General features: G+C 37.9%; 25 protein-coding genes and 1 pseudogene. 21 read left to right on the plus strand and 5 right to left on the minus strand.

Annotation, left to right across the window (positions count from 1 at the left end):
• Nucleotides 1-118: 118 nt before the first annotated feature.
• The 12 genes from IGK01_RS02065 (at nt 119) to IGK01_RS02120 (ending at nt 9,657) form a co-directional block, all read left to right on the plus strand.
• On the plus strand, nt 119-787 hold the full coding sequence (locus IGK01_RS02065; protein ID WP_010736374.1) for a response regulator transcription factor: 669 nt from the start codon (nt 119-121) through the stop codon (nt 785-787).
• Complete coding sequence (locus IGK01_RS02070; RefSeq protein WP_010736373.1) at nt 787-1,851, plus strand: HAMP domain-containing sensor histidine kinase; 1,065 nt, start codon at nt 787-789, stop codon at nt 1,849-1,851. The genes IGK01_RS02065 and IGK01_RS02070 overlap by 1 nt, the downstream gene beginning before the upstream one ends.
• Before the next feature lie 200 nt (nt 1,852-2,051).
• Entirely contained in the window at nt 2,052-2,378 is a 327-nt protein-coding gene (locus IGK01_RS02075) for a hypothetical protein (RefSeq protein ID WP_062805720.1), read from the plus strand.
• Between the two features lie 360 nt (nt 2,379-2,738).
• On the plus strand, nt 2,739-3,056 hold the full coding sequence (locus tag IGK01_RS02080; protein ID WP_010736371.1) for a PadR family transcriptional regulator: 318 nt from the start codon (nt 2,739-2,741) through the stop codon (nt 3,054-3,056).
• Nucleotides 3,049-3,663 carry a DUF1700 domain-containing protein gene (locus IGK01_RS02085; RefSeq protein ID WP_010736370.1) on the plus strand — a complete coding sequence of 205 codons (615 nt, stop codon included), beginning with the start codon at nt 3,049-3,051 and terminating at the stop codon, nt 3,661-3,663. Before IGK01_RS02080 ends, IGK01_RS02085 begins: the two co-directional genes overlap by 8 nt.
• A 3-nt stretch (nt 3,664-3,666) precedes the next feature.
• Nucleotides 3,667-4,530, plus strand: coding sequence for a DUF4097 family beta strand repeat-containing protein (locus IGK01_RS02090; RefSeq protein WP_023519070.1), 864 nt, complete (start codon nt 3,667-3,669; stop codon nt 4,528-4,530).
• 195 nt (nt 4,531-4,725) lie between these two features.
• Nucleotides 4,726-5,217, plus strand: coding sequence for a DUF5348 domain-containing protein (locus IGK01_RS02095; protein ID WP_010736368.1), 492 nt, complete (start codon nt 4,726-4,728; stop codon nt 5,215-5,217).
• A 25-nt stretch (nt 5,218-5,242) separates the two neighbouring features.
• Nucleotides 5,243-6,112 carry an SPFH domain-containing protein gene (locus IGK01_RS02100; protein WP_023519071.1) on the plus strand — a complete coding sequence of 290 codons (870 nt, stop codon included), beginning with the start codon at nt 5,243-5,245 and terminating at the stop codon, nt 6,110-6,112.
• A gap of 213 nt (nt 6,113-6,325) precedes the next feature.
• Nucleotides 6,326-6,703 (plus strand): YxeA family protein, encoded by a 378-nt coding sequence (locus IGK01_RS02105; RefSeq protein WP_019722992.1) that lies wholly within the window; start codon nt 6,326-6,328, stop codon nt 6,701-6,703.
• Entirely contained in the window at nt 6,696-7,448 is a 753-nt protein-coding gene (locus tag IGK01_RS02110) for an ABC transporter ATP-binding protein (RefSeq protein WP_438747567.1), read from the plus strand. The genes IGK01_RS02105 and IGK01_RS02110 overlap by 8 nt, the downstream gene beginning before the upstream one ends.
• Nucleotides 7,449-7,462: 14 nt before the next feature.
• Nucleotides 7,463-9,277 (plus strand): FtsX-like permease family protein, encoded by a 1,815-nt coding sequence (locus IGK01_RS02115; protein ID WP_438747568.1) that lies wholly within the window; start codon nt 7,463-7,465, stop codon nt 9,275-9,277.
• Between the two features lie 209 nt (nt 9,278-9,486).
• Nucleotides 9,487-9,657, plus strand: a complete 171-nt coding sequence (locus IGK01_RS02120; RefSeq protein ID WP_349520945.1) for a DUF2087 domain-containing protein — start codon at nt 9,487-9,489, stop codon at nt 9,655-9,657.
• Between the two features lie 71 nt (nt 9,658-9,728).
• On the opposite strand, the gene IGK01_RS02125 is transcribed toward IGK01_RS02120, so the two are convergent.
• The gene (locus IGK01_RS02125; RefSeq protein WP_023519074.1) at nt 9,729-10,235 is read right to left on the minus strand and encodes a MurR/RpiR family transcriptional regulator; all 507 of its coding nucleotides are present in this window, start codon (nt 10,233-10,235) and stop codon (nt 9,729-9,731) included.
• Nucleotides 10,236-10,283: 48 nt separating this feature from the next.
• A pseudogene (locus IGK01_RS02130) lies at nt 10,284-10,496 on the minus strand (MurR/RpiR family transcriptional regulator); the annotation flags it as partial.
• A 657-nt stretch (nt 10,497-11,153) separates the two neighbouring features.
• On the opposite strand from IGK01_RS02130, the gene IGK01_RS02135 reads away from it, so the two are divergent.
• From IGK01_RS02135 to IGK01_RS02160, 6 genes are all read left to right on the plus strand, one after another.
• Nucleotides 11,154-12,743 carry an alpha-glucoside-specific PTS transporter subunit IIBC gene (locus tag IGK01_RS02135; RefSeq protein ID WP_349520947.1) on the plus strand — a complete coding sequence of 530 codons (1,590 nt, stop codon included), beginning with the start codon at nt 11,154-11,156 and terminating at the stop codon, nt 12,741-12,743.
• A gap of 13 nt (nt 12,744-12,756) precedes the next feature.
• Nucleotides 12,757-14,088 carry a 6-phospho-alpha-glucosidase gene (locus IGK01_RS02140; protein ID WP_062805714.1) on the plus strand — a complete coding sequence of 444 codons (1,332 nt, stop codon included), beginning with the start codon at nt 12,757-12,759 and terminating at the stop codon, nt 14,086-14,088.
• A 68-nt stretch (nt 14,089-14,156) separates the two neighbouring features.
• Entirely contained in the window at nt 14,157-15,323 is a 1,167-nt protein-coding gene (locus IGK01_RS02145; RefSeq protein WP_438840471.1) for an MFS transporter, read from the plus strand.
• A gap of 79 nt (nt 15,324-15,402) precedes the next feature.
• Entirely contained in the window at nt 15,403-15,678 is a 276-nt protein-coding gene (locus IGK01_RS02150; protein WP_349520951.1) for an AbrB/MazE/SpoVT family DNA-binding domain-containing protein, read from the plus strand.
• A complete protein-coding gene (locus IGK01_RS02155; protein ID WP_010736358.1) occupies nt 15,672-15,800 on the plus strand; it encodes a hypothetical protein in 129 nt (42 codons plus the stop codon). Before IGK01_RS02150 ends, IGK01_RS02155 begins: the two co-directional genes overlap by 7 nt.
• The gene (locus tag IGK01_RS02160; RefSeq protein ID WP_438723958.1) at nt 15,758-15,937 is read left to right on the plus strand and encodes a hypothetical protein; all 180 of its coding nucleotides are present in this window, start codon (nt 15,758-15,760) and stop codon (nt 15,935-15,937) included. Before IGK01_RS02155 ends, IGK01_RS02160 begins: the two co-directional genes overlap by 43 nt.
• A gap of 206 nt (nt 15,938-16,143) precedes the next feature.
• Here IGK01_RS02160 and IGK01_RS02165 read toward each other — a convergent pair whose 3' ends face one another.
• Together IGK01_RS02165 and rbsR are read right to left on the minus strand one after the other, a co-directional pair.
• On the minus strand, nt 16,144-18,279 hold the full coding sequence (locus IGK01_RS02165; RefSeq protein WP_438840472.1) for a glucosaminidase domain-containing protein: 2,136 nt from the start codon (nt 18,277-18,279) through the stop codon (nt 16,144-16,146).
• A 399-nt stretch (nt 18,280-18,678) separates the two neighbouring features.
• Entirely contained in the window at nt 18,679-19,707 is a 1,029-nt protein-coding gene (rbsR, locus tag IGK01_RS02170) for a ribose utilization transcriptional repressor RbsR (protein WP_023519081.1), read from the minus strand.
• Between the two features lie 559 nt (nt 19,708-20,266).
• Between rbsR and IGK01_RS02175 the strand changes: the two genes are divergently transcribed.
• From IGK01_RS02175 to IGK01_RS02185, 3 genes are read left to right on the plus strand one after another with little or no spacing between them, the layout of a single operon-like run.
• Nucleotides 20,267-20,968, plus strand: coding sequence for an ABC transporter ATP-binding protein (locus IGK01_RS02175; protein WP_010736355.1), 702 nt, complete (start codon nt 20,267-20,269; stop codon nt 20,966-20,968).
• An 11-nt stretch (nt 20,969-20,979) separates the two neighbouring features.
• Complete coding sequence (locus IGK01_RS02180; RefSeq protein ID WP_010736354.1) at nt 20,980-23,691, plus strand: ABC transporter permease; 2,712 nt, start codon at nt 20,980-20,982, stop codon at nt 23,689-23,691.
• Nucleotides 23,692-23,708: 17 nt separating this feature from the next.
• Nucleotides 23,709-24,008 (plus strand): antibiotic biosynthesis monooxygenase family protein, encoded by a 300-nt coding sequence (locus tag IGK01_RS02185; RefSeq protein WP_010736353.1) that lies wholly within the window; start codon nt 23,709-23,711, stop codon nt 24,006-24,008.
• 157 nt (nt 24,009-24,165) lie between these two features.
• Here the strand turns inward: IGK01_RS02185 and IGK01_RS02190 are convergent, their stop codons facing one another.
• Complete coding sequence (locus IGK01_RS02190; RefSeq protein ID WP_077151905.1) at nt 24,166-25,260, minus strand: AI-2E family transporter; 1,095 nt, start codon at nt 25,258-25,260, stop codon at nt 24,166-24,168.
• Nucleotides 25,261-25,268: the final 8 nt, after the last annotated feature.

Below are 25,268 nucleotides of genomic sequence, written 5' to 3' on the forward strand. Positions count from 1 at the left end.
TCGTTATACTAATAAGTATAACAGAACAACGAACGTAGTATAATGAATGAATGTTAACTGAATATGAACAATCAGAAAAAAAACTGAAATTTTTCAAATAATTACATGAGGAGAAATGATGAATCGAATATTACTAGTAGAAGATGATGAGCGTTTGCAACAACTTTATCAATCCGTTTTAGAACGCGCTGGTTTTTTGGTTTTCGCAGTCGCAAATGGGACCGAAGCTTTGAAGCAATTAGAGAGTACTCAAGTGGATGTGATCATCACAGATATTATGATGCCTGTGATGGATGGGTATGAACTGTTGGAAACTTTACGAAGCAGTCGCGTAGAAACACCTGTGTTGATCATCACAGCGAAAGCAGATTTTGAAGATAAAAAGAAGGGGTTTCAACTGGGAACGGATGACTATATGACGAAACCAGTAGATGTCAATGAAATGGTGTTGCGGGTAGAGGCCTTGTTACGGCGAGCGAAAATCAATCATAGCCATCAATTGAACATTGGACAAACTAGCTTGAACCAAGAAACATATGAAGTGATCAAGCAGGATCAAGCCATCTTACTTCCACAAAAAGAATTTCAATTATTGTACAAACTACTTTCTTATCCAAATAAGATTTTTACACGACAACAATTAATGGATGATATATGGGGGTTGGATACCAATACGGAAGAACGGACGATTGATGTGCATATCAAACGATTACGCACGCGTTTTATTGAAAATGATGATTTTCAGATCATAACAGTTCGTGGCTTAGGCTATAAGGCGGTGATTTGATGCGTAAAAAAATCTTTTCACAATTATGGATTTATTTTGCTTGCATTGTGTTTATTTCCATTTTAGTTACTTTGTTGTGTTTCTTAGGTTTTATTTTCTTGCTGTCACACAAAACAGTCCCTGCTTCAGAGCAACAAGCGACATGGTTTCCTTTAGTCGTTTTTGCAGGATTTAGTATGATGGTGGGCACAGGGATCTCGATCTTTGTCGGTCGGCGGATCTTGCTGCCGATCAGTGATTTACGAACCAATATGAGCAAAGTAGCAACTGGCGATTTTTCGATTCGGATGGATGAGCAACAAAAAGTCGAAGAGGTGCAGCAACTATATAAAGATTTCAACGTGATGGTCCAAGAATTGAGTAGTATCGAAACGTTACGAAATGACTTTGTTTCCAATGTTTCTCATGAATTTAAGACGCCTCTTGCCACGATCCAAGGATACGTCCAGTTATTGCAGGCGCCTAACATTTCAGAAGAAGAAAAGCAGGTTTTCTTGCAACGGATCATTGAGAGCATCACTCAGCTTTCGCAATTGACAGAGAACACACTGAAATTGAATAAATTAGAAAATCAGCGAATCAAATTAGAAAAGCGCCCTTTTCGTTTAGATGAACAGATTCGTGAAGTGATTGTTTTTTTACAACCTAAATGGGAGCAAGAACACCTTCAACTGGAGATCGATCTGGAAAGTGTCAACTTTGTCGGTAATGAAGAATTTCTATATCAAGTCTGGCTGAATCTCATGGACAATGCCATCAAGTACAATCAACCACAAGGGAAAATCAAGATTCGCCTAACACAAAATGCCACTCAAGTAATCGTTGAAGTGACAGATTCTGGCGTGGGAATGGATCAAGAAACACAAGCACGACTCTTTGAGAAATTTTATCAAGGGGAATCCAGCCGTCAATTTTCTGGGAACGGGCTGGGCTTATCACTAGTCAAAAAAATCGTTGAGTTGCATCATGGAAAAATCAGTTATAACAGTATCTCAAAAGTAGGTACGACTGTCATCATTCAATTAGACAAAGAAAACACGTCGCTAACTTATCCGGTGGAATAAGATCCAGGGAAATGAACAGTTAATGATCTATAGGAGCAATAAACCAACAAAAACAAAGAAAAAAACGCCACTTCTGATTTAATCGTTCTAAGGTGTATTTTTCAAGTAATATAAAGATGGAAAAGTGTACGAAGTCATGTCGTACATAAGAGAGTATTCGTATATTTTTCTAATAACCGTTATTGGAGGAATGATAGAAAATGAAAAAACAAGTAGTTTTATTGCTCGGACTTTTGACGTTAAGTGTTGGACTGAGCGGAGCCAATCCCATAGCCATTGCAGAGGAAACAACTCATTCTCATGGTACTCCCACAGTATTATTGAAACAGGATTCGGTCTTAAGTACACTTGTGGCAAGTTCAAGTGCAGAGGATGAAAAACAAACCGATCGTGGTATCGGTTATTATTGGAAATGCCATACATGCGGGTATAATAGTGAGTGGCATCTATTTGCTAGTACAGCTGTTTCTGCTGCCAATAAACATGCACAGCAATACAATCATGTCACCTCTGTTTATCCAAATTAGCAACTGACTATTTTAGAATGGAGTGGAACAAAAGATGAATGAAACGTGGTTGAGTAGGAATAAAAAAGAAGTGATCCGTTTCTCTCTTGCCGTTTTTCTAGGTTTTGTATTAAGTTTTATCGTGTTTACTTTGTTGTAGGTAAGAGGATAATAAGAAAGTATTCAAAAGGAACAAAGACCAGAAATCATTACGGTCTTTGTTCCTTTTTTGTAAGCAGAATTTTTATGATACTTAGCGTTGTTTTCGCGAATATTGAAGTAATTAGTGGGTATGATTGTGAATTTTACTTGCAAACAATATTATACGTGATATAATATTGGTAAATATAAAATATTGCAAACTATAAAGAAGGTGAAGTAATGCATATCCAAGTCCCAACAGTTTTACTCGATGGTACGGTTTTAGCAGCTTTAAGCAGAGAAGACATGTACGGTTACGCATTAACGAAGATCGTCCAAGAAAGTTTATCTGTCAGTGAATCAACGATGTATCCTGTTTTACGCAGATTAAAAAAAGAAGAATACTTAGAAACATACGACGAACCATTCGAAGGTAGAAATCGCCGATATTACCGCTTAACTCCGAAAGGACGTCAACATTTAGAAGAAATCATTGATAAATGGATCGTGTTTCGAGATTCCTTAAACCGATTACTGGAGGAGAATACGAATGAATGAATATTTAGATGATGTGTTGGACGAACTTCAAGAAATACCTGAAGATGATCGCTTTGATATTATTCAGTATTATGAAGAATACTTCTTGGATTCTGGCAAAACAGTAGAAGAAGTCGTGGATGAATATGGCTCACCAAAGCAATTTGCCCTGAAACTGAAAATCAATTATTACTCGGAACAAGACGACGATGAATCAGAATACAGCCAAAGTCCTAAACGGAAAATCCGTTTGATTTGGATGATCGTCATTGGGTTGTGTGCATCACCTTTATTGATTCCTTTAGCATTAGCGTTTATTCTAGCGATTTTTGGTATTCTGCTTGGCTTAATTGGCGTGATCATTGGAATCTATGTCGTATGTATCAGTATTTTAGGAGCAGGTTTATTTTCGATCATTTCAGGTGTTGCTGTCTTGCAACAATCGATTGCTAGTGGGCTGTTCTTTGTAGGACTAGGGTTACTTGCCACAGGAGGTGCTGTCTTCTTTGCACCATTACTGTTAAAAGGAACTAAATGGTTATTCCAAATGATGATGAACTTTGTCAAGTGGGTAGGACGCCGGTTTATTACGAAACGAGCGATCCATACGACGAATAGTGGGGTGTAAAAAATGAAATTAAAATATATCTTGGGGATAGGTTTAGGACTGATGATCATCGGTGGCTTGACGGCAGGATTAAGTTATGCCTCTGGTGCCCAAACGAGTCTGACTTGGGAAGGTGGTCCAAGAATAATAGAAATGACTCGTGAAACAAAAGATTTTTCGTCTGAAAAAATTGAAAAAATCGTTGTACGAGCAGATCACCAAAATATCATGATCCAACGAGGCGTGAACTTTGAGGTTGAAACGTCTCATGACAAAACGCAAAAACCAAAAATCAATCTGGAAGATCACACATTGGATATTTCAGCTGATGGTCAAACACCGGCAGTGATGATCAATATGACAGACACACGTTCGATGTTGAAGATCACGATCCCTAAAACCATTTTCTTAAAAGAATTAGTGATTGAAGGGAAAAACAATGAATTGTTTTTAGATGAATTCAGTAGTAAGAAAATCAACTTGAATTTAGCAAATACTTGGACGTCGATCAATGAAGTAAGTGGGGAACTTCTTACTGTTGAAAATCAAATGGGCTCACTAGATTTACAGGAGTTTTCGATAGATAAAGTCAAATTAGCTACAAGTGATGGCAGTATCATTTTTAACGATAACGAAAAATCAATCAAAGGCGAAGTCACACTTCATAATAGTAGTATTGATTTTTATAACAACCAAGAGCAAGGATTAGCTGTGACATTAGAAGGGGATTCTTATATCAACAAAAATTATGAATCTTTGACAACCAAGACGTACAATCAAGGAAACAAAGATCTCAAAGTAACTGCTCATAATAGTCAAGTGAACTTGACGAATGAAGATTATGACGAGCCTCCGATGGATGATGAAGATTACGGCGAGTATGATTAATCGTTGAACAGTCAAGACTGTCTTTTTCTAAATAACGAATAAATAGTTGAAGAAGCGTATAATTCTTTATGGAATAAGGAATTATACGCTTTTTTATTTATTTTACATGAAATATCATCGCCTATCATTCAATAATATAGTAGAATAAGGAAAGGGAAAAACGTACATATATGGGGAAAATAGGGTGAATATTGAATGAAAACAGAGGAAATCAAGCGGGAAGAATTGAAAAGTGAATTAGGGAAATTGCATCATTTTTTAACAGAACTGAGTACCAAGTATTATGATACAGACAAAGAAAGGGTAACGATCCAATATCCAAATAATTCCGAAGGTCGACAACTTGAACAAGTGTACAACGAAATGTTCAAACATCTACTGAAAGTGAAAAAAGAATTAGATTATTATTCACTGCCAATCATCGATACGGGTATTTTAAAATACGATCAAACAAGTGAGCGATTTGTCTTCAAGTCGGTTCGTGAGAATCTTGAATTATCCGCCGGTATGGACCTAGAGATCTTAGTAGAAGACTATTTTACTGAAACAAAACAGTGGGTCCGTACACGATTAGAATATTTGCCAGAAGCATCAGGTGGCGTACACGAAAACGGTTGGTATATCACGGAAGACAAAGAATTGGAACTAGAAGGAGCCATGGCAAGGATTCGTAAAAAAACAGAATAGAACCAAGAAAATTAGGAGTGAGTAAATGAAAGAAAAAAAGGCTTTCACTATCAATGGCTATATAGGGCTATTTATTATTCTTCTAATGTTTGTCGTAGGAATCTTATTATTTTTCATAGGGGTTGCTCGATTTTTAGTTGGATTTTCAATTGTTGGGATTTTCTTGTGGTTGCTCGTTTTCTTAGCAATCAGCGGACTGACAGTAGTCAGCCCCAACCAAGCAAAGGCAATCGTCTTTTTTGGGCAATACATCGGAACGATTCGTGAGAGCGGTTTTTTCTTAACGATTCCTTTTGCACAAAAAATCAACTTGTCGTTAAAAGTTCGAAACTTCAATAGTTCGCTGTTGAAGGTCAATGACTTAGATGGAAATCCAATCGAGATTTCCGCTGTCGTCGTTTTTAAAGTAGTAGATACAGCTAAGGCGCTTTTTGATGTAGCAAACTATCATCAATTTGTTGAAATCCAAAGTGAAACCGCCATTCGTCATATCGCCAGTCAATATCCATATGATACATTCAACGAGGATGATCTTACTTTACGTGGAAATACCACTGCGATTTCAGATGAATTGGCAAAGGAATTACAAGAACGTTTATCGGTGGCGGGGGTCGAAGTTTTAGAGACGAGATTGAATCACTTGGCTTATGCAACAGAAATTGCCAGCGCGATGTTACAACGGCAACAAGCCAAAGCCATTTTATCTGCCCGTCAAACCATTGTTGAAGGCGCAGTGACGATGACACAAATGGCTCTGGAACAAATCGAAGCAGGTCAGGATATCACCTTTACCGATGATCGAAAGATCCAGTTGATCAACAATCTACTTGTATCGATCATTACTGATAAAGGCACACAACCAGTGATCAATACAGGTAATAACAAAGAAAAATAGCTGAATGAGGAAAGCATTCGTCAGTGGAATGCTTTCTCCAACGAATATCGGTTTGAATCAATAAAAAGGAATTTGGAGTGGCTTACACCTCCAGATTCTTTTTTTTTATGGGACATATGACAATAATGAAAGAGTTTTGATAGTAAAAAGAAAGGAATTTTCACGGATACTTGACTATACTTAATTTATCAGAACAGGAAAGAAGGAGTCACAATGAAAAAATTATTGATTGGGTTGGGAGCATTTATCATCATCGCTTTTGGTGGCTACCGTTTAGCAGATCATTTGATCATGGGTGGTGAAAGCTACTATGTTCAAATCACAACGGATGGTGAGAAACAGGTGGATCACGCTGACGGTGGACAAGAAATCATCAGTTATCGTTATGAACTACCTGGGTTTAATAAAGAAGGTAAAGAAAAAACAATGGACTTCAATGGTTTTCAAGAACGACCATTAAGAAAAGATGCATTTTTGAAAGTGACTTGGAATAAAAATAAAGGCGTGACGTCTTATGAGGAAGTACAGGCAAAAGACATTCCATCAGCAGCACAAGAAAAATTAAGTAAAGGAACGGTCAATAATGGATAAAATCGTAGAAATCAAGAACGTAACAAAAGTTTACGGAAAAAGTAATGAGAAACAGACACAAGCATTGAACGGTATCAGTTTTAGTGTGGAAAAAGGCGAATTCATTGGTATCATGGGGGCTTCTGGATCAGGTAAATCAACCTTATTGAATATCTTATCAACATTAGATAAACCAACAAGTGGCACGATCCATATCAACCAAGCAGATGTCACGAAGTTGAAAGGAAATCAGTTAGCCGATTTTCGAGCAAAAGAAATCGGCTTTATCTTCCAAGATTTCAATCTTTTAGAGAACTTGACTGCACAAGAAAATATTGCAGTTCCGCTTTCTTTACAAGGCGTGAAACCAAAAGAAATCAAGAAAAAAGTCAATGCGGTGGCTGAACGTTTGTCAATCACTCATATCTTGGACAGCTATCCAGCGAAAATCTCAGGTGGACAAAAACAACGGGTAGCAGCAGCCCGGGCACTAGTTACGCAACCAACGATTCTATTAGGGGATGAACCAACTGGTGCGTTGGATTCAAAAAGTGCGAAAGACCTATTAGATACGATGGAAGAATTGAATACAAATGATAAGGTTTCGATTCTGTTGGTGACACATGATGCTTTTTCAGCAAGTTACTGTCAACGAATCTTATTTATTAAAGATGGCGTGATCCATCAGGAAGTTAAACGCGGAGAACAAAGTCGTTCAGACTTTTATCGTCAAATATTAACGATTCTAGGTAATCTAGAACAGTAAGGGGGAAACTGAACATGCTTTGGAAATTATCACTTACTGGGATCAAGAGTCGGTTAAGAGACTATATTGTTCTATTTTCCGGTTTAGTCATGGCTTCAGCCATCTTTTATATGTTCGAGTCAATGGCCAGCAACACCGATTTTTTGAACAATAATTCCACTTTAGCGATGACAGTCTTTATCTTTCGCTTTGGGTCGGTATTATTGGGGATCATCACATTTGTTTACATTCTTTATGCCAACTCATTTTTGATGACGATGCGACAAAAAGATTATGCGATGTTTATGATGCTAGGAGCAAAAGGCCGGAAAATTGCCCAAATGATTTTCTCTGAGACCTTGATAGTAGGAACAGTTGCTACTTTGGTTGGTTCAGCGCTAGGTATTGGTTTAACAAGCGTCGTCCATCGACTATTGGTTGCCCAGTTAAATATTAAAATTACTCATTTTACACCGTTCAATATGAATGGATTATTGATTACTTTGCTGTTTTTCATCGTACTATTCTTATTAGCAGCGTTTGTCAATGCATTCTCGATTGTCAAAAAACCAATTTTGACTTTACTACGTGCGGATCAAACACCTGCGCAGATGAAACAACATAAATTCTTGTTTTTCCTTGAAGTAGTTTTAGGAATCATTTTTATCGGTGTCGGTTATTATATGATGGCAAATATCGGAACCTATCAGTTGATGGGAATCGCCGTCGCGTTAGTTACAATCGTTTTAGGAACGTACTTTATTTTCCATTCGGTCATCATTTTCTTCCTTAAACTATTGAAGAAAACAGAAAATCTTTCGATGAAAAAACTGAACAACTTTACGTTATCACAGTTAAGCTTCCGTATTCGTGAATACACACAAATGCTTTCAATGGTTGCGATGTTACTCGCATTAGCTTTAGGTGCATTAACAGTCGGTCTAGGCTTTAAAAACCAGATCACTCAGTTGACGAATGAAGTATCGAATTATGATCTAGTATTGAATCAATCAGAATTGATCGATCAATCTAAAGTGGCGAAACTTTCACCAACGATCAACGCGGTCTATCAACAAAAAGAAGACGAAAAAACAGTGTACTATAACTATAGTGAGTTTGAACAAAATCCATTTTTGATCATGGAAAATCAAACACCTAACACTGGGGAAAGAAACGTCAAAACGAAAAAAGTAACCGCAGAAGAATTAGCGACAAACTTAAACTATCAAGATGAGTTGCGCTATTACGAATTGCCAGAACAACGAGAAAAAGAAATCAAATTACTGCCAGCAGAAGAATTTGCTCAATTAAATCTTCCACAAACCAGTATGCAACTGATCCAAGCAAAAGATTTCCATGAGAGTATTGAACAAATTGGTGATCTGGTAGCAGAAAACAATAAAAATAATGAATCATTAAAAGATGGAATGTTTAGTTTCACGCAAAAATATGATGCGTACCAAATGATCAATGGTATGTTCTCAGGATTTGAATTCATGGGCTTCTTTTTAGGGATCGCCTTCTTGACAATGTTAGCAAGTTGCTTGATGTTCAAGATCCTCTCAGGTAGCAAGAGTGATGTCGTTCGTTACGAGATGCTCGGTAAGATCGGTGCTCGTCAAGCATTGTTAAAACAATCGATTCGTCGAGAAATCGGTATTCTCTTCTTAGCACCAGGGATTCTAGGAGCCATCCATGTATTATTTGGACTTCAAATGTTTACTGTTTTGATGAATGATCCATATCACAACTTATGGATACCATTTACAATATTCTTTGTTCTCTACTTTATCTACTATGTTGTAACTACTTGGCTGTACACAGGCATCGTTTTGAACAAAAAAGAATAAGTTGAGCTTGATAAAGAGCGAGAAGATGGTTTGTAGAAAAAACTCCTTCTCGCTTTTTCTGTTGCCTTCGATAAAATTTGCTTGAAGCATGATCAAATAGAGAAAAGATTACTGGATACGATGGAAGGATATCGGTTATGAGTGAACTGGCTAGATTTTTCAAAGATGGGCAACTGCAATAAACCCCTAGAAAAGAAAAAAATAAACGTTTGATCTTTGATCATCTTTATTCAAAGTTTGAATTTGATAAAGATTACTTAGAGAGGGAAGTCAACGCTATTCTAAAAAGTATTTATCTGGATCATGCGATATTACGGCCCTACCTCGGCGATTACCGTTACCTTGATCGAGTAAAGGACGGTTCGATCAAAAGGCAGTGAGAGAGACAGAACCCAATACATAAAAAGCGCATCTCTTTAAAAGCCAAATTGGCACGAAAGAGATGCGTCTTTTAGGAACTTTTATTTGTTTGTTTTTGCCAAGCATCATATTTCAACAAAAAATATTCGATCACGAAAAAAAGTGTTGAAGTTGTTTCAAAAGGTGTAAGGATATCTTCTTGATCTTGTAGTTCTGGATTCAAGAAGAAAATCGTTTCATCACAAAGTTTTGAGACAGTTGAGTTCCTAAGTTTTGTGATACCAATTGTCTGGATATTTCGTTGCTTCAGTTGCTTCGCTAATTTGACGACTTCAGGAGACTCACCATTTAGCGTGATCAACAGAACTAAGTCTTCTGGCTGAATGATTTGGTAAAACTGTTTGTTGATCGAAACGGCACCGAAGTCATAGAGTATCAATCCGTTGTGTACGAAAAGCAATTTCATATAACTTGAAACTAGCGTTTGTATATCACCTGATCCATAGATGAAAATCCGATTCGCATTAGCCATCATTGTACATAGATCAGTGAAATCTTTTTTCTTGAGGTTCTCAATTGTTTGGATATGATTTTCCAAGATTTCCTCCTCAAACTCGGATAGACGCACATTTTCCTGTGTAAGTTCATTTTTTAGATGATATTTGAATTCTGAGAAACCATCAAACCCTAATTTTTGGCAAAACCGCATGATTGTTGTGCGAGAAACGTTGCATTGTTTCGCCAGTTCGTTAATAGACATTGTTAAAGAATTTTTTTTGTGATTTGTGATATAGGACCAGATAAGAAAATCATTTTCAGTCAACCTTGACTGAAACGTCGTAATTCGGTCTTGTAACATCTGTTTTCATCATTGCCAAAAATCTATAAATCGTTAGAACTCATCATTAAAGTTTTCAGAACCATGTTTCTACTACGCTTGTTTGGTCATCTGTGAATATGGATCTGACGAATAGTGGTTATTTTTTTGATGGATCGATTGAATGTTCGATTCTAATTTATAGATATTACAGGTTTTGACAAATCAGTTTCCCCCTTTTTCATTTGATATTTTTGAGAGAGTTCACGCTGTAATCGACGGAAACGTTTCTCAATCTTGTTAGTTTTATTGCTATTTTCATAGACCTTGCAAGGTGATACAACTGCTAAATCTTTGTTACCTAACTCAATAACCAATTCTTTATCAGTCAATTGTTGTTTGGTAGACTGCCTTCACTCACCCTTTGGTTTACTTGGAGGATTTTCCAATTACGTGTGTCCTTCTTGTTCTCACCTCACTATTAAGATACGCCTTCATGTACCGTTTATTTGATTAACTACTACCGGACCTCTGGTTTTATTCTCGAAGATAGGATGTGACGATTCACAAATTTTGTGACAAAAACCTTTTTCCTGTGAGGAGTTTTTAAATCATCTTAAAGTGTTTCAGGAATCCATTTTAATAGTAAACTAAGAATCGGTAAAGCGCTTACTAAAAAATATGAAGGACTAAAAAACTATGATGAAAAAAATTCAAAGATTTGGTGGAGCAATGTTAGCACCTGTCATGCTATTTTCTTTTTTTGGTATCGTTATTGGTTTTTCTTTACTTCTTTCCAATCAAACGATCATGGGAGATATTGCTGCGCCTGATACACTCTGGTATAAGTTCTGGAATGTTGTAGCAGCCGGTGGCTGGACACCATTTTTTCAATTACCGCTTTTATTTGTGGTCGGATTACCAATCAGTTTAGCTAAAAAATATGCAGCTCGAGCAACGATGGAAGCATTAGTGACCTATATTGCTTTCAATTATTTCGTCAATGCAATTTTAACGTTATGGCCAAATACTTTCGCCGTGGATCTATCTCAAGGAACAGCCGTTGGTTCTGGGTTAACATCGATTGCTGGAATCATTACTTTAGATACGGGCATGATCGGAGCATTGTTGATCTCAGGTATCGTGGTTTATTTGCATAATCGCTTTTATGAAAAAGAATTACCAGAGATGTTGACGATTTTTAGTGGTTCTGTTTTCGTTACGATGATCGCTTTTTTTGTCATGATTCCTCTAGCACTTTTGATGTGTGTCGTATGGCCTATCATCCAAGAAGGAATGAGAAGCATGCAAGGATTTTTTATCAATTCAGGAAATTTTGGTGTATTCTTCTATCAATTTTTACAGAAAATCCTTATTCCAACTGGCTTACATCATTTTGTGTACGCCCCATTTGCTTATGATAGTGCGGTAGTTGAAGGGGGGATGGCTGCTTATTGGGCATCAAATATCGGCGAATTCCAAACAAGTGCACTTTCGCTTAAAGAACTTTATCCTTTTGGGGGTTTTTCTTTATCGGGTATGTCAAAAGTATTTGGAACAGCCGGCTTAAGCTTAGCCATTATTCAAGCCGCTCATCCAGAGAAAAAGAAGAAAGTTATTGCATTGATCGCCCCAGCTGCATTAACTGCGATTTTGACGGGAATCACTGAACCTATTGAGTTTACGTTCTTATTTGTTGCTCCAGCTTTATGGGGTGTCCATGCGCTATTAGATGCGTCCATTGCTACGGTTTCTTACGCTTTCGGCGTCGTTGGTGATTTTGGTGGTGGATTGATCAATTGGTTAGGATTAAATTGGTTGCCTCTTTGGAATTTTCATGGTTCGACCTACCTCACCCAAATCATGATCGGACTTACATTTACTGCGATCTGGTTCTTAGTATTTACCTTCATGATCAAAAAATTCAATTTAAAAACTCCAGGACGTGAAGAGGATGTATCAGAGATACAACTTTATTCAAAAGCTGATTACGAAAACAAAAAGAAGACACAACAAGATGAACAAGAGAAAAACCTACCTAAACATGCTAGACAAGCACAAGCCTATCTAGTGTTAGTAGGTGGAAAAGAGAATGTACTGGATGTGACGAATTGTGCCACACGGTTACGACTTACCGTGAAAGATACAAGTAAAGTAGCCAGTCCTATTGATTTTCAGGAAGCTGGGGCTTCAGGACTTGTCAATCCTGGAAATGGTGGTATCCAAATCATTGTTGGGTTAACTGTTCCAAGAGTGAGAGAATCATTTGAAGAATTGATCGTAAAATAAGAGGAGGATAATTATGAATAAGAAAAAAAGTTCAATCTTGATCGCCGGTGGAGGGAGCACATATACACCTTCATTAGTGATGATGTTAATAGAAGACCGAGAACGATTTCCAGTCAGAAAAATTAAATTTTATGATAATGATGAACAAAGGCAAGCAGTTATAGCAAAAGCATGCGCGATCATCCTCGCAGAACGAGCGCCAGAAATCGAATTTGATTATTCAACAGATCCTAAAGAGGCTTTTACAGATGTTGATATCGTCATGGCACAACTAAGAGTTGGAAAATATGCCATGAGGGAACAAGATGAAAAAATTCCATTTAAGCATAATGTTGTAGGTCAAGAAACATGCGGACCAGGGGGACTTGCTTATGGGTTGCGCTCGATCGGGCCAGTCTTAGAACTAGTCGACTATATGGAAAAGTATTCACCGGATGCTTGGTTATTGAATTATTCTAATCCAGCAGCAGTGGTCGCAGAAGCAACAAGAAGGTTTCGCCCCAATTCAAAAATCATCAATATTTGTGACATGCCCGTTTGTTTAGAAGATATCATGGCTCGAGTGATTGGGCTACGGGATCGAAAAGATTTTGAAACGTCTTATTTTGGCTTGAATCACTTTGGGTGGTGGACAAGCATCAAAGACCATGACGGTAATGACTTGCTGCCGAAAATAAGCACCCATGTAAAAAAATATGGCTATACAGAACAAACACAACAAGGCCAACACAAAGAAACAAGCTGGTTGGAAACCATGTTAGCAGCCAAAGAGTTACATGAAATTGAGCCGACCTTTTTATCCAATACGTATTTAAAATATTATTTGATGGCTGATGAAACGGTTGCTCATGCCGATAAACAGTATACAAGAGCGAATGAAATCATTGATGGACGGGAGAAAATCGTTTTTGAAGAATGCCAGCGGATTATTAATAACCAAACAGCTAAAGACACGCTTTTTGTCTCTAATGAGCATGCCTCATTTATTACAGATCTAGCTTGCGCGTTGACATTCAATACAAAAGAGCGCATGATTCTGATCGTTGAGAATAATGGTGCCATCTCTAATTTCAATCACGATGCGATGGTCGAATTGCCTTGTATCGTAGGGAAAGACGGTTATGAAGTACTATCGATTGGTGAGATCCCTACTTTCCAAAAAGGTTTAATGGAACAGCAAATTGCATCTGAGAAGTTAGCAGTCGATGCTTGGGAACAAAAATCATATCAAAAATTATGGCAAGCCTTCATCATGAACAAAACGATACCTAGTGCAAAAGTAGCGAAGGAGATCCTTGATGAAATGCTTGAAGTCAATGCTCCTTATTGGCCGGAGCTTCACTAGGTATCACTTATAAAAATGAAAGGGGTCGGCTGGAGGAGATTCTTCAGCCGATCATTTTGAAAGTAGATATGGCAGTAAAGAATAAATTTCAACTCGTCTATTTTTTTCAGTATGCGTTGATGGCTACTTTGATGACACAGATCGTGCCGTTTTTGACCGAACAAGGCTATGATGCGGTCCAGAGAGGCTGGTTTTTGGCTTCTTACAGTGTGACCACGATGATCTTCCAAATCTTTATTGGCTATTATTCTGACCGAAGCAAGCAGATAAAAAAAGTTGCCATGGTAGTTTCTGTACTATTCGTATGCTTTGCAATCACTTTTTATATGTTAGGAAAAGATATCTTGCTAATGCATCTGATCGTACTGGCTATTGCAGGAGGGCTATCCAATACAGGAGCAACCGTCCTAGATAATTGGGTGTTATCAGAGTCAGAGATGCGAAACAGCCTTGCGTCGATCAAAGCAATAGGTTCTTTAGGTTGGAGTGTGATGAGTGTATGTATTCCGGTATTCATTTTTAATAATAATTATCAGTGGCTGCTCGTTCCTTTTCTCTTTTTTCTAATCAGTTATTTGTACATCGCAAAAACAGTGCCTCAAACACCTCACGATACAAAGGAACCTAAAGAACAAAAAAACGAGGGATTTAATCTTTCGGATATGTATCAGCTGTGCAAGAATGGGGAGTTTTTATGTTATACGTTCCTATTTTTTCTTTTATATTTAACGATCGTCGCCAATAATACGATCGTGATTGACAAGTTACTCTTAATGGATAGTGGAAATACGTTCGTGGGATTAAAGTGGGCGATTCAAGCTTTCTGTGAAATCCCGGCGTATCTTTTATTGAATCATTCGGTGACAAAATGGAAAAATGAGCGATTGATTTTTATTTCTGGTTTCTTTTTGGTCCTGCAATTTTTGATTTATGCAACTTCACGAACGCCGTTAGTATTGCTTGCTGCCAGTTTCTTGCAGTTTTTTACTGTTCCAGCTTTTACTATCGGTAGTCGAATGATTATCAGTGAGATTACCCCTAAAAATATCTTTTCTTCAGGGCAACTTCTATCTATAAGTGTTTATATGGGGTTTTCTTCCTTCATTTCTCCCTTACTGGGAGGTGTCTTGGCGCAACAGTTATCATTGAACCAAGCACTTTATTTTTTTAGTCTGCTGCCAATCTTCGCTTTTATTTGTTATTACTGTTACAGGAAGTATCAAAGAAATAAATGAAAAATCTGAACAGATGTGTACAAAAAAAGTGGGGGATGCCATACTTTTTTTGTATATCAAATAAAGGAGAGGAATACTTATGGATAAAAAAGTGCAAGTCTCAGCTAAAATGACATCTAAAAAACAAATCACTGTCCCTAAGAGTGTGCGTCAAACATTAGGCTTGAAAGAGAATCAGAAAGTTATTTTTGAATTCACGCCTGAAGATGAACTTAAAGGGACTAGTGAAAAAACAATTATGGCTTATGAAGACTTTTGGAACAATGAGTTGGTTGTGATGGAAGAACATGCGAGTGATGATACAGAAATCGTTGATTTTGGAGAGGATGTAGGCGAGGAGAAAATCGAATGGTAAAACAAGGGGATATTATTTTTATAGATTTGGTTCCAACAAAAGAGAACGGACTAGCAAAAAAAAACGACCGTGTGTCATCATTAGCAATGACAACTATAACAAGATTTTCAATGCCGTTTTAGCCATGCCAATCAGTAGTGCAACAAAATATTTACAGGAAAAATATCAACGCTCAGGTGCATTTCAAACAATTTTTGATACAGCGATGTATACAATCAAAGGAACGATATTATGTCAAGATATCCGAAGCATCGATTGATCTTAACGCAGTAATCTTCAAATGGCTGATCAAATTGATCCTCAAAAGAAAGAAAGGTTATCAGAGATTGCCAAATATTTTTTCTAACCAATAATGTAACTTTCCAGCGCCCATTTAGGTGGAGTAAGATACATAAAAAGAACCAGAACTCAGAAGTATTCCATCAACTTCTGAGTTTTGGTTCTTTGATAGAGTGTCCATTTTTGCTATCTCAAGAATTGTTTCATCCGAAAGACACGATCAAGGTTCAAGCGACTAGCAAGTGGCTGATCGGTTTCTCTGACCGTTACAGAAAGTTTCTGTGGGATCTCTCTCACTGAAAAATGATGCCATAGGTCCCAGAAAGAAGCAAATCTTAATTCTGAAAGATATAGAAGTGAAGGGGTTCTTTGATTGAATAACGAAATGGTCATTCTAGATGAAGTAGACGAAGAATTTCGCCAACGAGTAGGAACGACAAAGGAATCCATTCGCTCATTTGTTTCAGAATCCTGTTTTTCTTGTTCTTTTGGTTCGTCGTATTGCGTCAAGTCATAGGCTTCAATGATGGCATTCAATTTCCTAGAATATTGTCGATCTGTCGCATAGCGCCCTTCTAAATACTTCGTTGCTTCTCGGTAATCTTTAGTCTCAGATTTCCACGTTGGTTTATAAAAATCAGCATTATGAGATAAGCCGTTTTTGATCAAATCTGCGTAGTCTTTTAAGCTTTCTTTGTAAGAGGGGTATTTACGAAATGCTGCACGGATTTGATAGTTTTGCCCAGCTGCCGTTTGTTCCAATGTGTTGAAGGAAATACTACTCCCTTTATAAGCGCCCTTGATCCCAAAAAGATTATAGTTCGGTGAACGAGAAAGCAAGCTGTTGCCAGAACCACTTTCTAGAATAGCTTGTGCCATCATAACAGAAGCATAAATATTTTCTTCTTGCCCAATTTCTCGAGCATCTTCAGCGATTTTTTCAACAAACTGATCTGTTATTTGATTTTGTGCGAAATGGAATGAATCGTTGATCCCATCTAAAATCGGTGAACTAGCTAACGAATTTGTCGCTCGTGGTAAACCAGCTATATTGACACGTAAGGCAAAGTCGGGTCTGTAATCCTTGATGGAAGTGATCCGCACATGGTCACCCGGTTGAGGGGCATGGATGTAATTCCCATTACCAATATAAATACCTACATGATGGGTAGTACCCGAAGCAGGTCCCCAAAAAACTAGATCGCCTGGTTGAGCATTCTCGACAGGGATTTGTGTACCCGCATATTGTTGTTCCCCTGTCCAACCTCCAATCGAATGGCCAGTTACTTTTTTATAAATGTAATAAGTCAAACCAGAACAATCGAAAGTCGTAGGACCTTTGGCACCCCAAACATATGGTTTTCCCAGCTGGCGATATGCTTCTTTTACAAGTGCTTGTTGGGTGCTTGTTGTGTTGGCCGGTAAAATTGCTTCGATTGGTGTTTTTACAACAAAATCAGATGATTCTGAAGCTGGGTTTTCAATTCGATCGGGCGTCTGAGGCCGATTAGTGTTTGTTGTCTGGTTTGAAGATGAGCCATTATTGTTTGTTGATCCTGTAGAACCACTTGTATTCCCATTATTATTTGAAGAACTTGGTGGTCGTGAAGGATTTGTCGTATTTCCTGTAGTTGAATTTCCGTTGTTGTTGCCATTATTTCCCGAATTGCCAGTATTGCCATTATTACCACTATCCGGAATATCTGGAGTAACTGGCGTTGGCTCAGAAGAATCCGCCGTTTCTTCTTCTGGAGAGGTTGGTTCAGAAGGGGAAGTTGACGACTCAAATTTTGCGGAGATCGTTAAATCAGTCACGCCGACTGTAAAAATTTGTTTGGTATAGTCGATTTCTTGCGCACCTTCGATTTTGACAGAAACTAATTGTTCATTCGTTTCAGGTGTGATCATATATGTAACTTTGGTTCCTTCTTTTAAGTCTTTGACTTTGCCAGACTTAGAAATCTCTAGAAAATCTTCTTCTGTGTACTCTCTTGTTTTGATCTCAGATTTTTCTTTCTCTTCATCAACGATCTTCAATTTGATTTTTTCACGTAAATTCCGAGCAATCGATAGCGTCCGAGTGGCTGTTTCGGTCGATTCTTCCGTTGATTCCTCTGGATTATCGGAAGAATCTGTTGAAGAACTTGATAGCGTGGAATCATTAGTACTTGAATCGGTCGTAGCTGAAGGTGACTCCGCAACGATCGTGCTTTCGGATGTCTGTGTTCGCCTGATTGTAGCAAATGCAGGCTGTGTAGATAACAAAGTTGGAGCAATCAGCCAAGATGCTGCAAGTAGGCGTATTGCTGTTTTTTTCTTCATAACGAAATACTCCTTTTCTTTTTCCACAGTTGCACTAATAAAGTTACATCTGTTCTGTCAGTTGCTTGATTTCGTGAATATATTCAATCATGATTCACGAATAAAAAACAAATAAACATTGGACAAAAGTATTAAGTAGCTATTCATTTCGTTTGAACATTCATTGTTTGATGTACCCTATTTCATTTGTGGGGGCACAAATTTTGGGGGAAATGAGTACACTTACTATAAGTTTACCAAAGATTTATCAATTCTTCAAAACATTTTGTTAAATAACGAACGTAAAAAAGCCTTGGTTGCTGGCTTTTTATGGAAGAAATAAAAATATAAAATAACGCATTATTTAAAAAACCAATGATAACAGGTTCAGTCATCATTGATTCGCAACAAATATTCGTGTTATTGAGGGGCGGAGAGATCGATCGATTGAGTTGAGGAACGTTGGATCAACTCTACGGGCAATAAAAGTTCTTCCCATGATTTATCAGGGTGTTGGATGCGTTCTAAGAGTAAACGAGCAGTCGCTTTACCTAACTCTAAAATGGGTTGAGCAATGGTCGTTAATTTAGGCTTCATGTATTCACACATATCAATATTATCATAGCCAATGATGCTATAATCTTCGGGAATGAGTTTATCATGCTCCGCTAATCCGCGATATACACCAAAAGCTAGTTCGTCATTCAATGCGAAAATCGCTGTAGTAGCAGAGGAAAGTAAATCAGGAACGATTTCATAGCCCCCTTTTTTTGAAAAGTGAGTAGGGAACCAATGAATCTGTTTCTCAGAATGATCCACATGTTTACACGCTGCTAAGAAACCATCTATCCGATTTTGGACATTTTGAGGTGTCTGTTGTGGATAGACTAAAGCAACTTCCTGATGACCTAAGCCTAGTAGATGCTCACCGGCTAAGTACCCACCTTGATAATCATCTGTTAAGACCGCATCACTAGAACCTTCTGCTTTTTTCTGATCTAATACGATAAATGGTTTCCCTTGTTTCTTCAAAGAAACTTGAAGGGCTTTCGTTGAGACAGCCGAAGAGGCAATAATAAACCCGTCGACACCACGTTGCGTCAACTCAAGTAAATAATCCGTTTCTTTTTGATGATCAAAATCTGCATTGCATAGAATCGTGACAAAATTTTGTTGGTAAAGATAGTCTTCGATCCCTTGCATCAACGTATTGAAAAAAGGATTGGTGATATCAGGGACAAGAACACCGATGGTTTTTGTTTTCTTTGTGATCATTTGACGTGCAATGTAATCGGGTTGGTAACCTAATTCGTCTCTTGCTTTTACTACTTTTTTGACCGTATCTGGATGGAATTTTGCTTCATTGCCATTCAAGATCAGTGAGACAGTTGCGATGGATACGCCTGAATGTTTCGCAACGTCTTTGATCGTCACTTTTTTCTTTGCCATTGCTATACTCCTATCTCTTTCTTAGTGTCATTTTCCCATGAATACGTAAAGAAGTAAATGATGATTCTGTGATATTCGTCATCTTGCACACCCTAGAACCGAATAAAAGGTATTCCAGAAGTAAAACTTCAATAATAAAATAAGCCAAAAAAATCAAAAAATGAAAAAGCCATTTTAGCTTTTCCACTCTTATTACTCAGTACTAATCGCTTCTCTCACGACCTCTTGTAAACGGTGTTCAAGGCGCAACACTTCGGACATAAGACAAAAAATAAAAAATGAAAGAACCATTTTCTATTTTTCTTTCTTATACCACTGTGCTGAACGTGCCTTTCACGACCTCTTGTAAACGGTGTTCAAGGAACAACACTTCGGACATAAGACAAAAAATGAAAAATGAAAGAACCATTTTCTATTTTTCTTTCTTATGCCACTGTGCTGAACGTGCCTTTCACGACCTCTTTTGAAAAGGTTTTTTTCACAACCTTTCATTTCAGTGTTAAAATATAAGAGATTTACCAAATAGATAAATAAACGGGAGAATGAAGGTGGAAGTTTTATGAAATATGTAGAAGTAAAAAATGAATTTAAGCGTTACCAGATGGGCGAAACAACGATTACAGCGAATGACGATATTTCATTCTCCATTGAAAAAGGAGAATTAGTGATTATTCTTGGGCCTAGTGGAGCAGGGAAATCAACGGTATTGAATATTTTAGGTGGGATGGATACACCGGATGAGGGACAGATCATTATTGATGAAACAGATATTGCTCAATTCAATGACAAACAATTAACGGCTTATCGCCGGACAGATGTTGGCTTTGTTTTTCAATTTTATAATCTTGTTCCTAACTTAACTGCAAAAGAAAATGTTGAATTGGCAACAGAAGTTTCGCCAAATGCGTTAGATCCTGTAGAAGTTTTGACACAAGTTGGGCTTGCGCACCGGTTAAATAATTTCCCATCACAATTATCAGGGGGCGAACAACAACGTGTGTCGATTGCACGAGCGCTTGCGAAAAACCCAAAATTATTACTTTGTGATGAACCAACTGGCGCATTGGATTTTGAAACAGGAAAACAAGTATTGAAATTGTTGCAAAATGCTAGTCGTGAACATGGCAATACCGTTTTGATCATTACACATAACTCGGCTTTAGCACCAATCGCTGACCGAGTAATCCATATCAACGATGCAAAAGTCCGTGCAGTCGAATTGAATGAACAGCCTTCATCTATCGATGAACTTGTTTGGTAAGGAGGTTTGCCATGAAAAATAGAACTTACCTCAAAGCAGGATTTCGTGAAATACGCCAATCAAAAGGCCGCTTTATCGCGATTATATTGATCATTTTACTCGGCACGCTCTTATATGTAGGCGTCAAGACAGCTGGTCCTGTGATGCAAAAAACGATGGATGAATATGTCAGGGCAGGTAAACTCTCTGATCTACAGATCGTTTCGACAGCAGGATTGACGAAAGAAGATGTTGCAGAAGCAGAAAAACTCTCAGATGTAACCGTTGAAACGGGCAAACAACTATATTACGCGAATGCCAATAAAAATGAAGTTGTCCAAGTATTCTCTTACGCTCCAGATATGAAACAAAATCAGTTGACGGTGATCGATGGTCGCTTGCCACAATCGGATGATGAACTTGTACTAGATGAGAAGGCAAAAAATCAAGGATACAGCATCGGTGACACCTACACGATTGAATCAGATGACTTGAAAGAGACGGCGTACAAGATTACAGGTTTTGTCCGCTCGCCGTTATTCATCAATAATTTAGAACGAGGTTTTGCAAATGTAGGGAACGGGAGTATTGATTACTTTGCCTATGTCCCACAAGATAATTTTAAAACAGATATCCAATCCGTATTATATCTCGACTTTGCAAATGTCGACGATTTAAATACGTACAGTGAAGAATACCAAGAAGAGATGGAAAAAAACATCGAAAAGCTGGAAGGGTTGTTTGAAGAGCGACCGCAGCAACGTTTAGAACAGCTGAAGCAAGAGGGCAAGGATGCTTTAGCCCCTGCAAAACAAGAAATCGCAGCCGGAAAATCACAAGTGGCTGATGCGAAAAGTCAATTAGAAGCAGCGAGAACGCAGATTGATCAACAACGTCAAGTCTTGGAGCAGTTACCTGAACCGCAGCGAACACCGGCATTGAGTGCTTTAGCGGAACAAGAAAGTCAATTATCAGAACAAGAAGCACAATTGACAACAAAAGAAGCGGAGCTAACAGAGGCCGAAGCGTCTATTGCGGAGAATGAAGAAAAAATCAATGAATTAGCCAAGCCAACTTATCTTTTCCAAGAACGATCGGAAAATGTCGGCTTTCAGGAATTTGGCGATCTAGCTGAACGCATCGCAGCCATCGCAAATGTCTTTCCAGTCTTTTTCTTCTTTATTGCAGCATTGATCACTTTTACCACGATGACACGGATGGTAGAAGAAAATAGACGAGAAATCGGTACATTGAAAGCCTTAGGATACAGTAAATTGGAGATTGCCAAAAAATATGCCATTTATGCTTGTCTCGCTTCAGGTATCGGAATCATTTTAGGAACGATATTAGGAACCAATCTTTTGCCACGGATCATTTTTGAGCTTTCAAACGAACGTTATGATATTGGCAGTGCGGTGATTTTCTATGATTGGCCACCAATCATCCAAGCAGCTATTGCGTTCTTCATTGCTGCTTTTGGTGCAGCGATGTTAGTTCTATTCAAAGATCTACGCGAACGACCAGCTGCTTTGTTACAGCCTAAAGCACCGAAACCAGGGAAAAGAATTCTTTTAGAATACATTACTCCTCTTTGGTCACGTTTAAGCTTCAACCAAAAAATCAGTTATCGTAATCTTTTCCGTTATAAATCACGGATGTTCATGGCAATCATCGGAATTGCCGGTTGTGCAGGATTGATGGTCGCAGGAGTTGGGCTAAAGGATTCGCTTAGCTCGGTTTCTGCCAAACAGTTTGGACCAATCATTGATTATCAAGCGATCGTAACGACCAATCAAACTGATGAAACGAGTCAAAAAGAAATCAATGATGCAATGGATGATCAAGCGAAGATCACTGATCGTTTAGCGGTTGATTCGCAAACGATTGAACTACGTAAAAAAGGCCAAGCATCACAAAGTTTGACATTGATGGTACCAGAAAATGAACAAGCATTAGAAACGTTCATCCATCTGAAAACAACGGACGATCAATCGGTAGAACTACCAGATCATGGGCTTGCGATTACACGTAAAGCGGCAGAATTATTCGATTTATCTGTCGGTGATACGGTGGAAATGTATGATGACGATCAACAAAAATTACATGGAACGGTGGCAGTCATTTTGCAAAATTATTTGGGTAATTTTGTCTATATGAGTCCAACGTACTATGAAGAGATTTCTGGACAGCCAATGACAACCAATGCGTATCTACTCAAAACAGAAAAGATGTCGAAAGAAGAAGAGGATACACTCTCAGAAGAATTATTGAAAACGGGGGCGGTTACTAATACCTCTTTTATTTCGACACAGATCAAGAACCAAGAAGAATCTCTTTCAAATTTAGATGCAGTGGTCATCATTTTCGTCGTTCTATCTGGTTTATTGGCGTTTATCGTTTTATACAATTTAACGAATATCAATATCTCTGAACGAGTACGTGAACTTTCTACGATCAAAGTATTAGGCTTTTTTGATAAAGAAGTCACGATGTACATCGTTCGAGAAAATATCATCTTTACTTTATTAGGGATTTTTGGAGGATTTGGGATCGGTTATGTGCTGACCGACTTTATCTTACGCCAAGCTTCAATGGAATCAGTGATTTTCCCGTTAGTTATTACCTGGGTTGCTTATACACTATCCGCTGCTTTGACGATTCTATTCACGGTGATCGTGATGATCGTCACTCATTTCAAATTGAAGCATATTGATATGATCGATGCATTGAAATCAAATGAATAACGAGTGGGGGGACTAAGATGAGTATTACTGTGAATATCCTATATAGCGGTAAAGAAGGCAATGCAAAAGCATTTGCCCAAGAAATGACAGAGCGAGGAATCGTCGAACGCATTCGTGCGCAAGAAGGAAATGAACGTTATGAGTATTTTATTCCTTTAGAAGATGCTGAATCGATCTTATTGGTGGATCGCTGGACAAATCAAGAAGCAATCGATCGTCACCACAAATCAGAGATGATGGTGGAGATTGCTGAATTACGAAAAAAATATCAGTTGAAGATGAAGGTCCAACGTTTCATCGATGAACCAACAGAATAGATCAAACGATAGTTCTGATCCGTTTATTGCTTATTCTTGAAAAAGAAGATTGCAATAAACGGTTTTTTTGTTGAAAAATAGAGGAGAATAGATAAAGAGAGCTTCGGGGCAAAGCAAAAAAAGGATAAACGGTAAATTTCCCCGTTTATCCCTAGGATTATTCAGTTGGATGAGTTGAATTAGCTGTATCAGTAGTGTTCTTAAAGCGAATAAAGCTACGGATCATCTCCCGAATGATCGTATACGTCGGCAATACGAGGATCATTCCTAATAAGCCAAACAAGTTCCCAGCGACAAGTAAAAGAAAAACAGTCGCAATTGGATGGATATGAATCATCTTATTCATCACTAGAGGAGACACCAAGTAAGATTCACCAAATTGAATCAAGGTGATGAAAGCTACTAAGAGTAAGGCTGTTTTAACGTCTTGACTTAATGCGTACAGTAAAGCCGGTGCAGCACCAATAAACGGACCAAAATAAGGAATGATATCCATCAATCCACAAATCAAGGCAAGTAATAACGCATTTGGCAAGCCTAATACTTTAAAAACAAGATAACTCCCCACACCTACATACGTGCAGACTAAAAGCTTGCCACTAATATAGGTCGAAGCTGCTAAATGGAAATCATGGCACCAATCTCTGACTAACTGATGGAATTTCTTAGGCGTGTAGCGTGTCAATATAGCTGGAATCCTGTCGCCATCTTTGAACATATAAATCAGTAAGAGTGGAATCGTAAAGAGAATGATCGCAGAGCGCGAAACGATTTCGAATACATTGACTAAACTTGAAGTGGCACCTGAAACAAATTGTAAAACAAAACGTGTCAATTGGTTCAATTCCAGTGTATCAATAAATGGGAGCAAGCGTTCTTCTAATAAGGAACCATCTAGATTTTCTGCCAAAACATAAAGAATTTGAGGAACCTGACCGATAAATTTACTGATTTCCAAAATGATGATCGGTAAAATCACTTGTATGGTCAAATACACAGTTAACAAAATCAGTAGCATCATCAGTGTGACCGCAAGCGTTCTTGATTTTATATATTTGAGGAGTTGATTGTATATTGGAAGAAAAATATAAAATACGAAAACTGAAATCAAGATTGGCAAGAAGATACTTGCCATGATCGCTTCGAGTGGCCTGAAAATAAAAGTGATCTTAGAAAAAATAAAAATAGTGATTCCTGTCAAGCTAAGTAAAACAAGTGTTGCAAATAATTTGGAACGTTTTAAAAAAGTCATAGTAGAGA

The sequence above is a fragment of the Enterococcus sp. AZ080 genome (assembly GCF_051714945.1).
Lineage (GTDB): Bacteria > Bacillota > Bacilli > Lactobacillales > Enterococcaceae > Enterococcus_B > Enterococcus_B pernyi.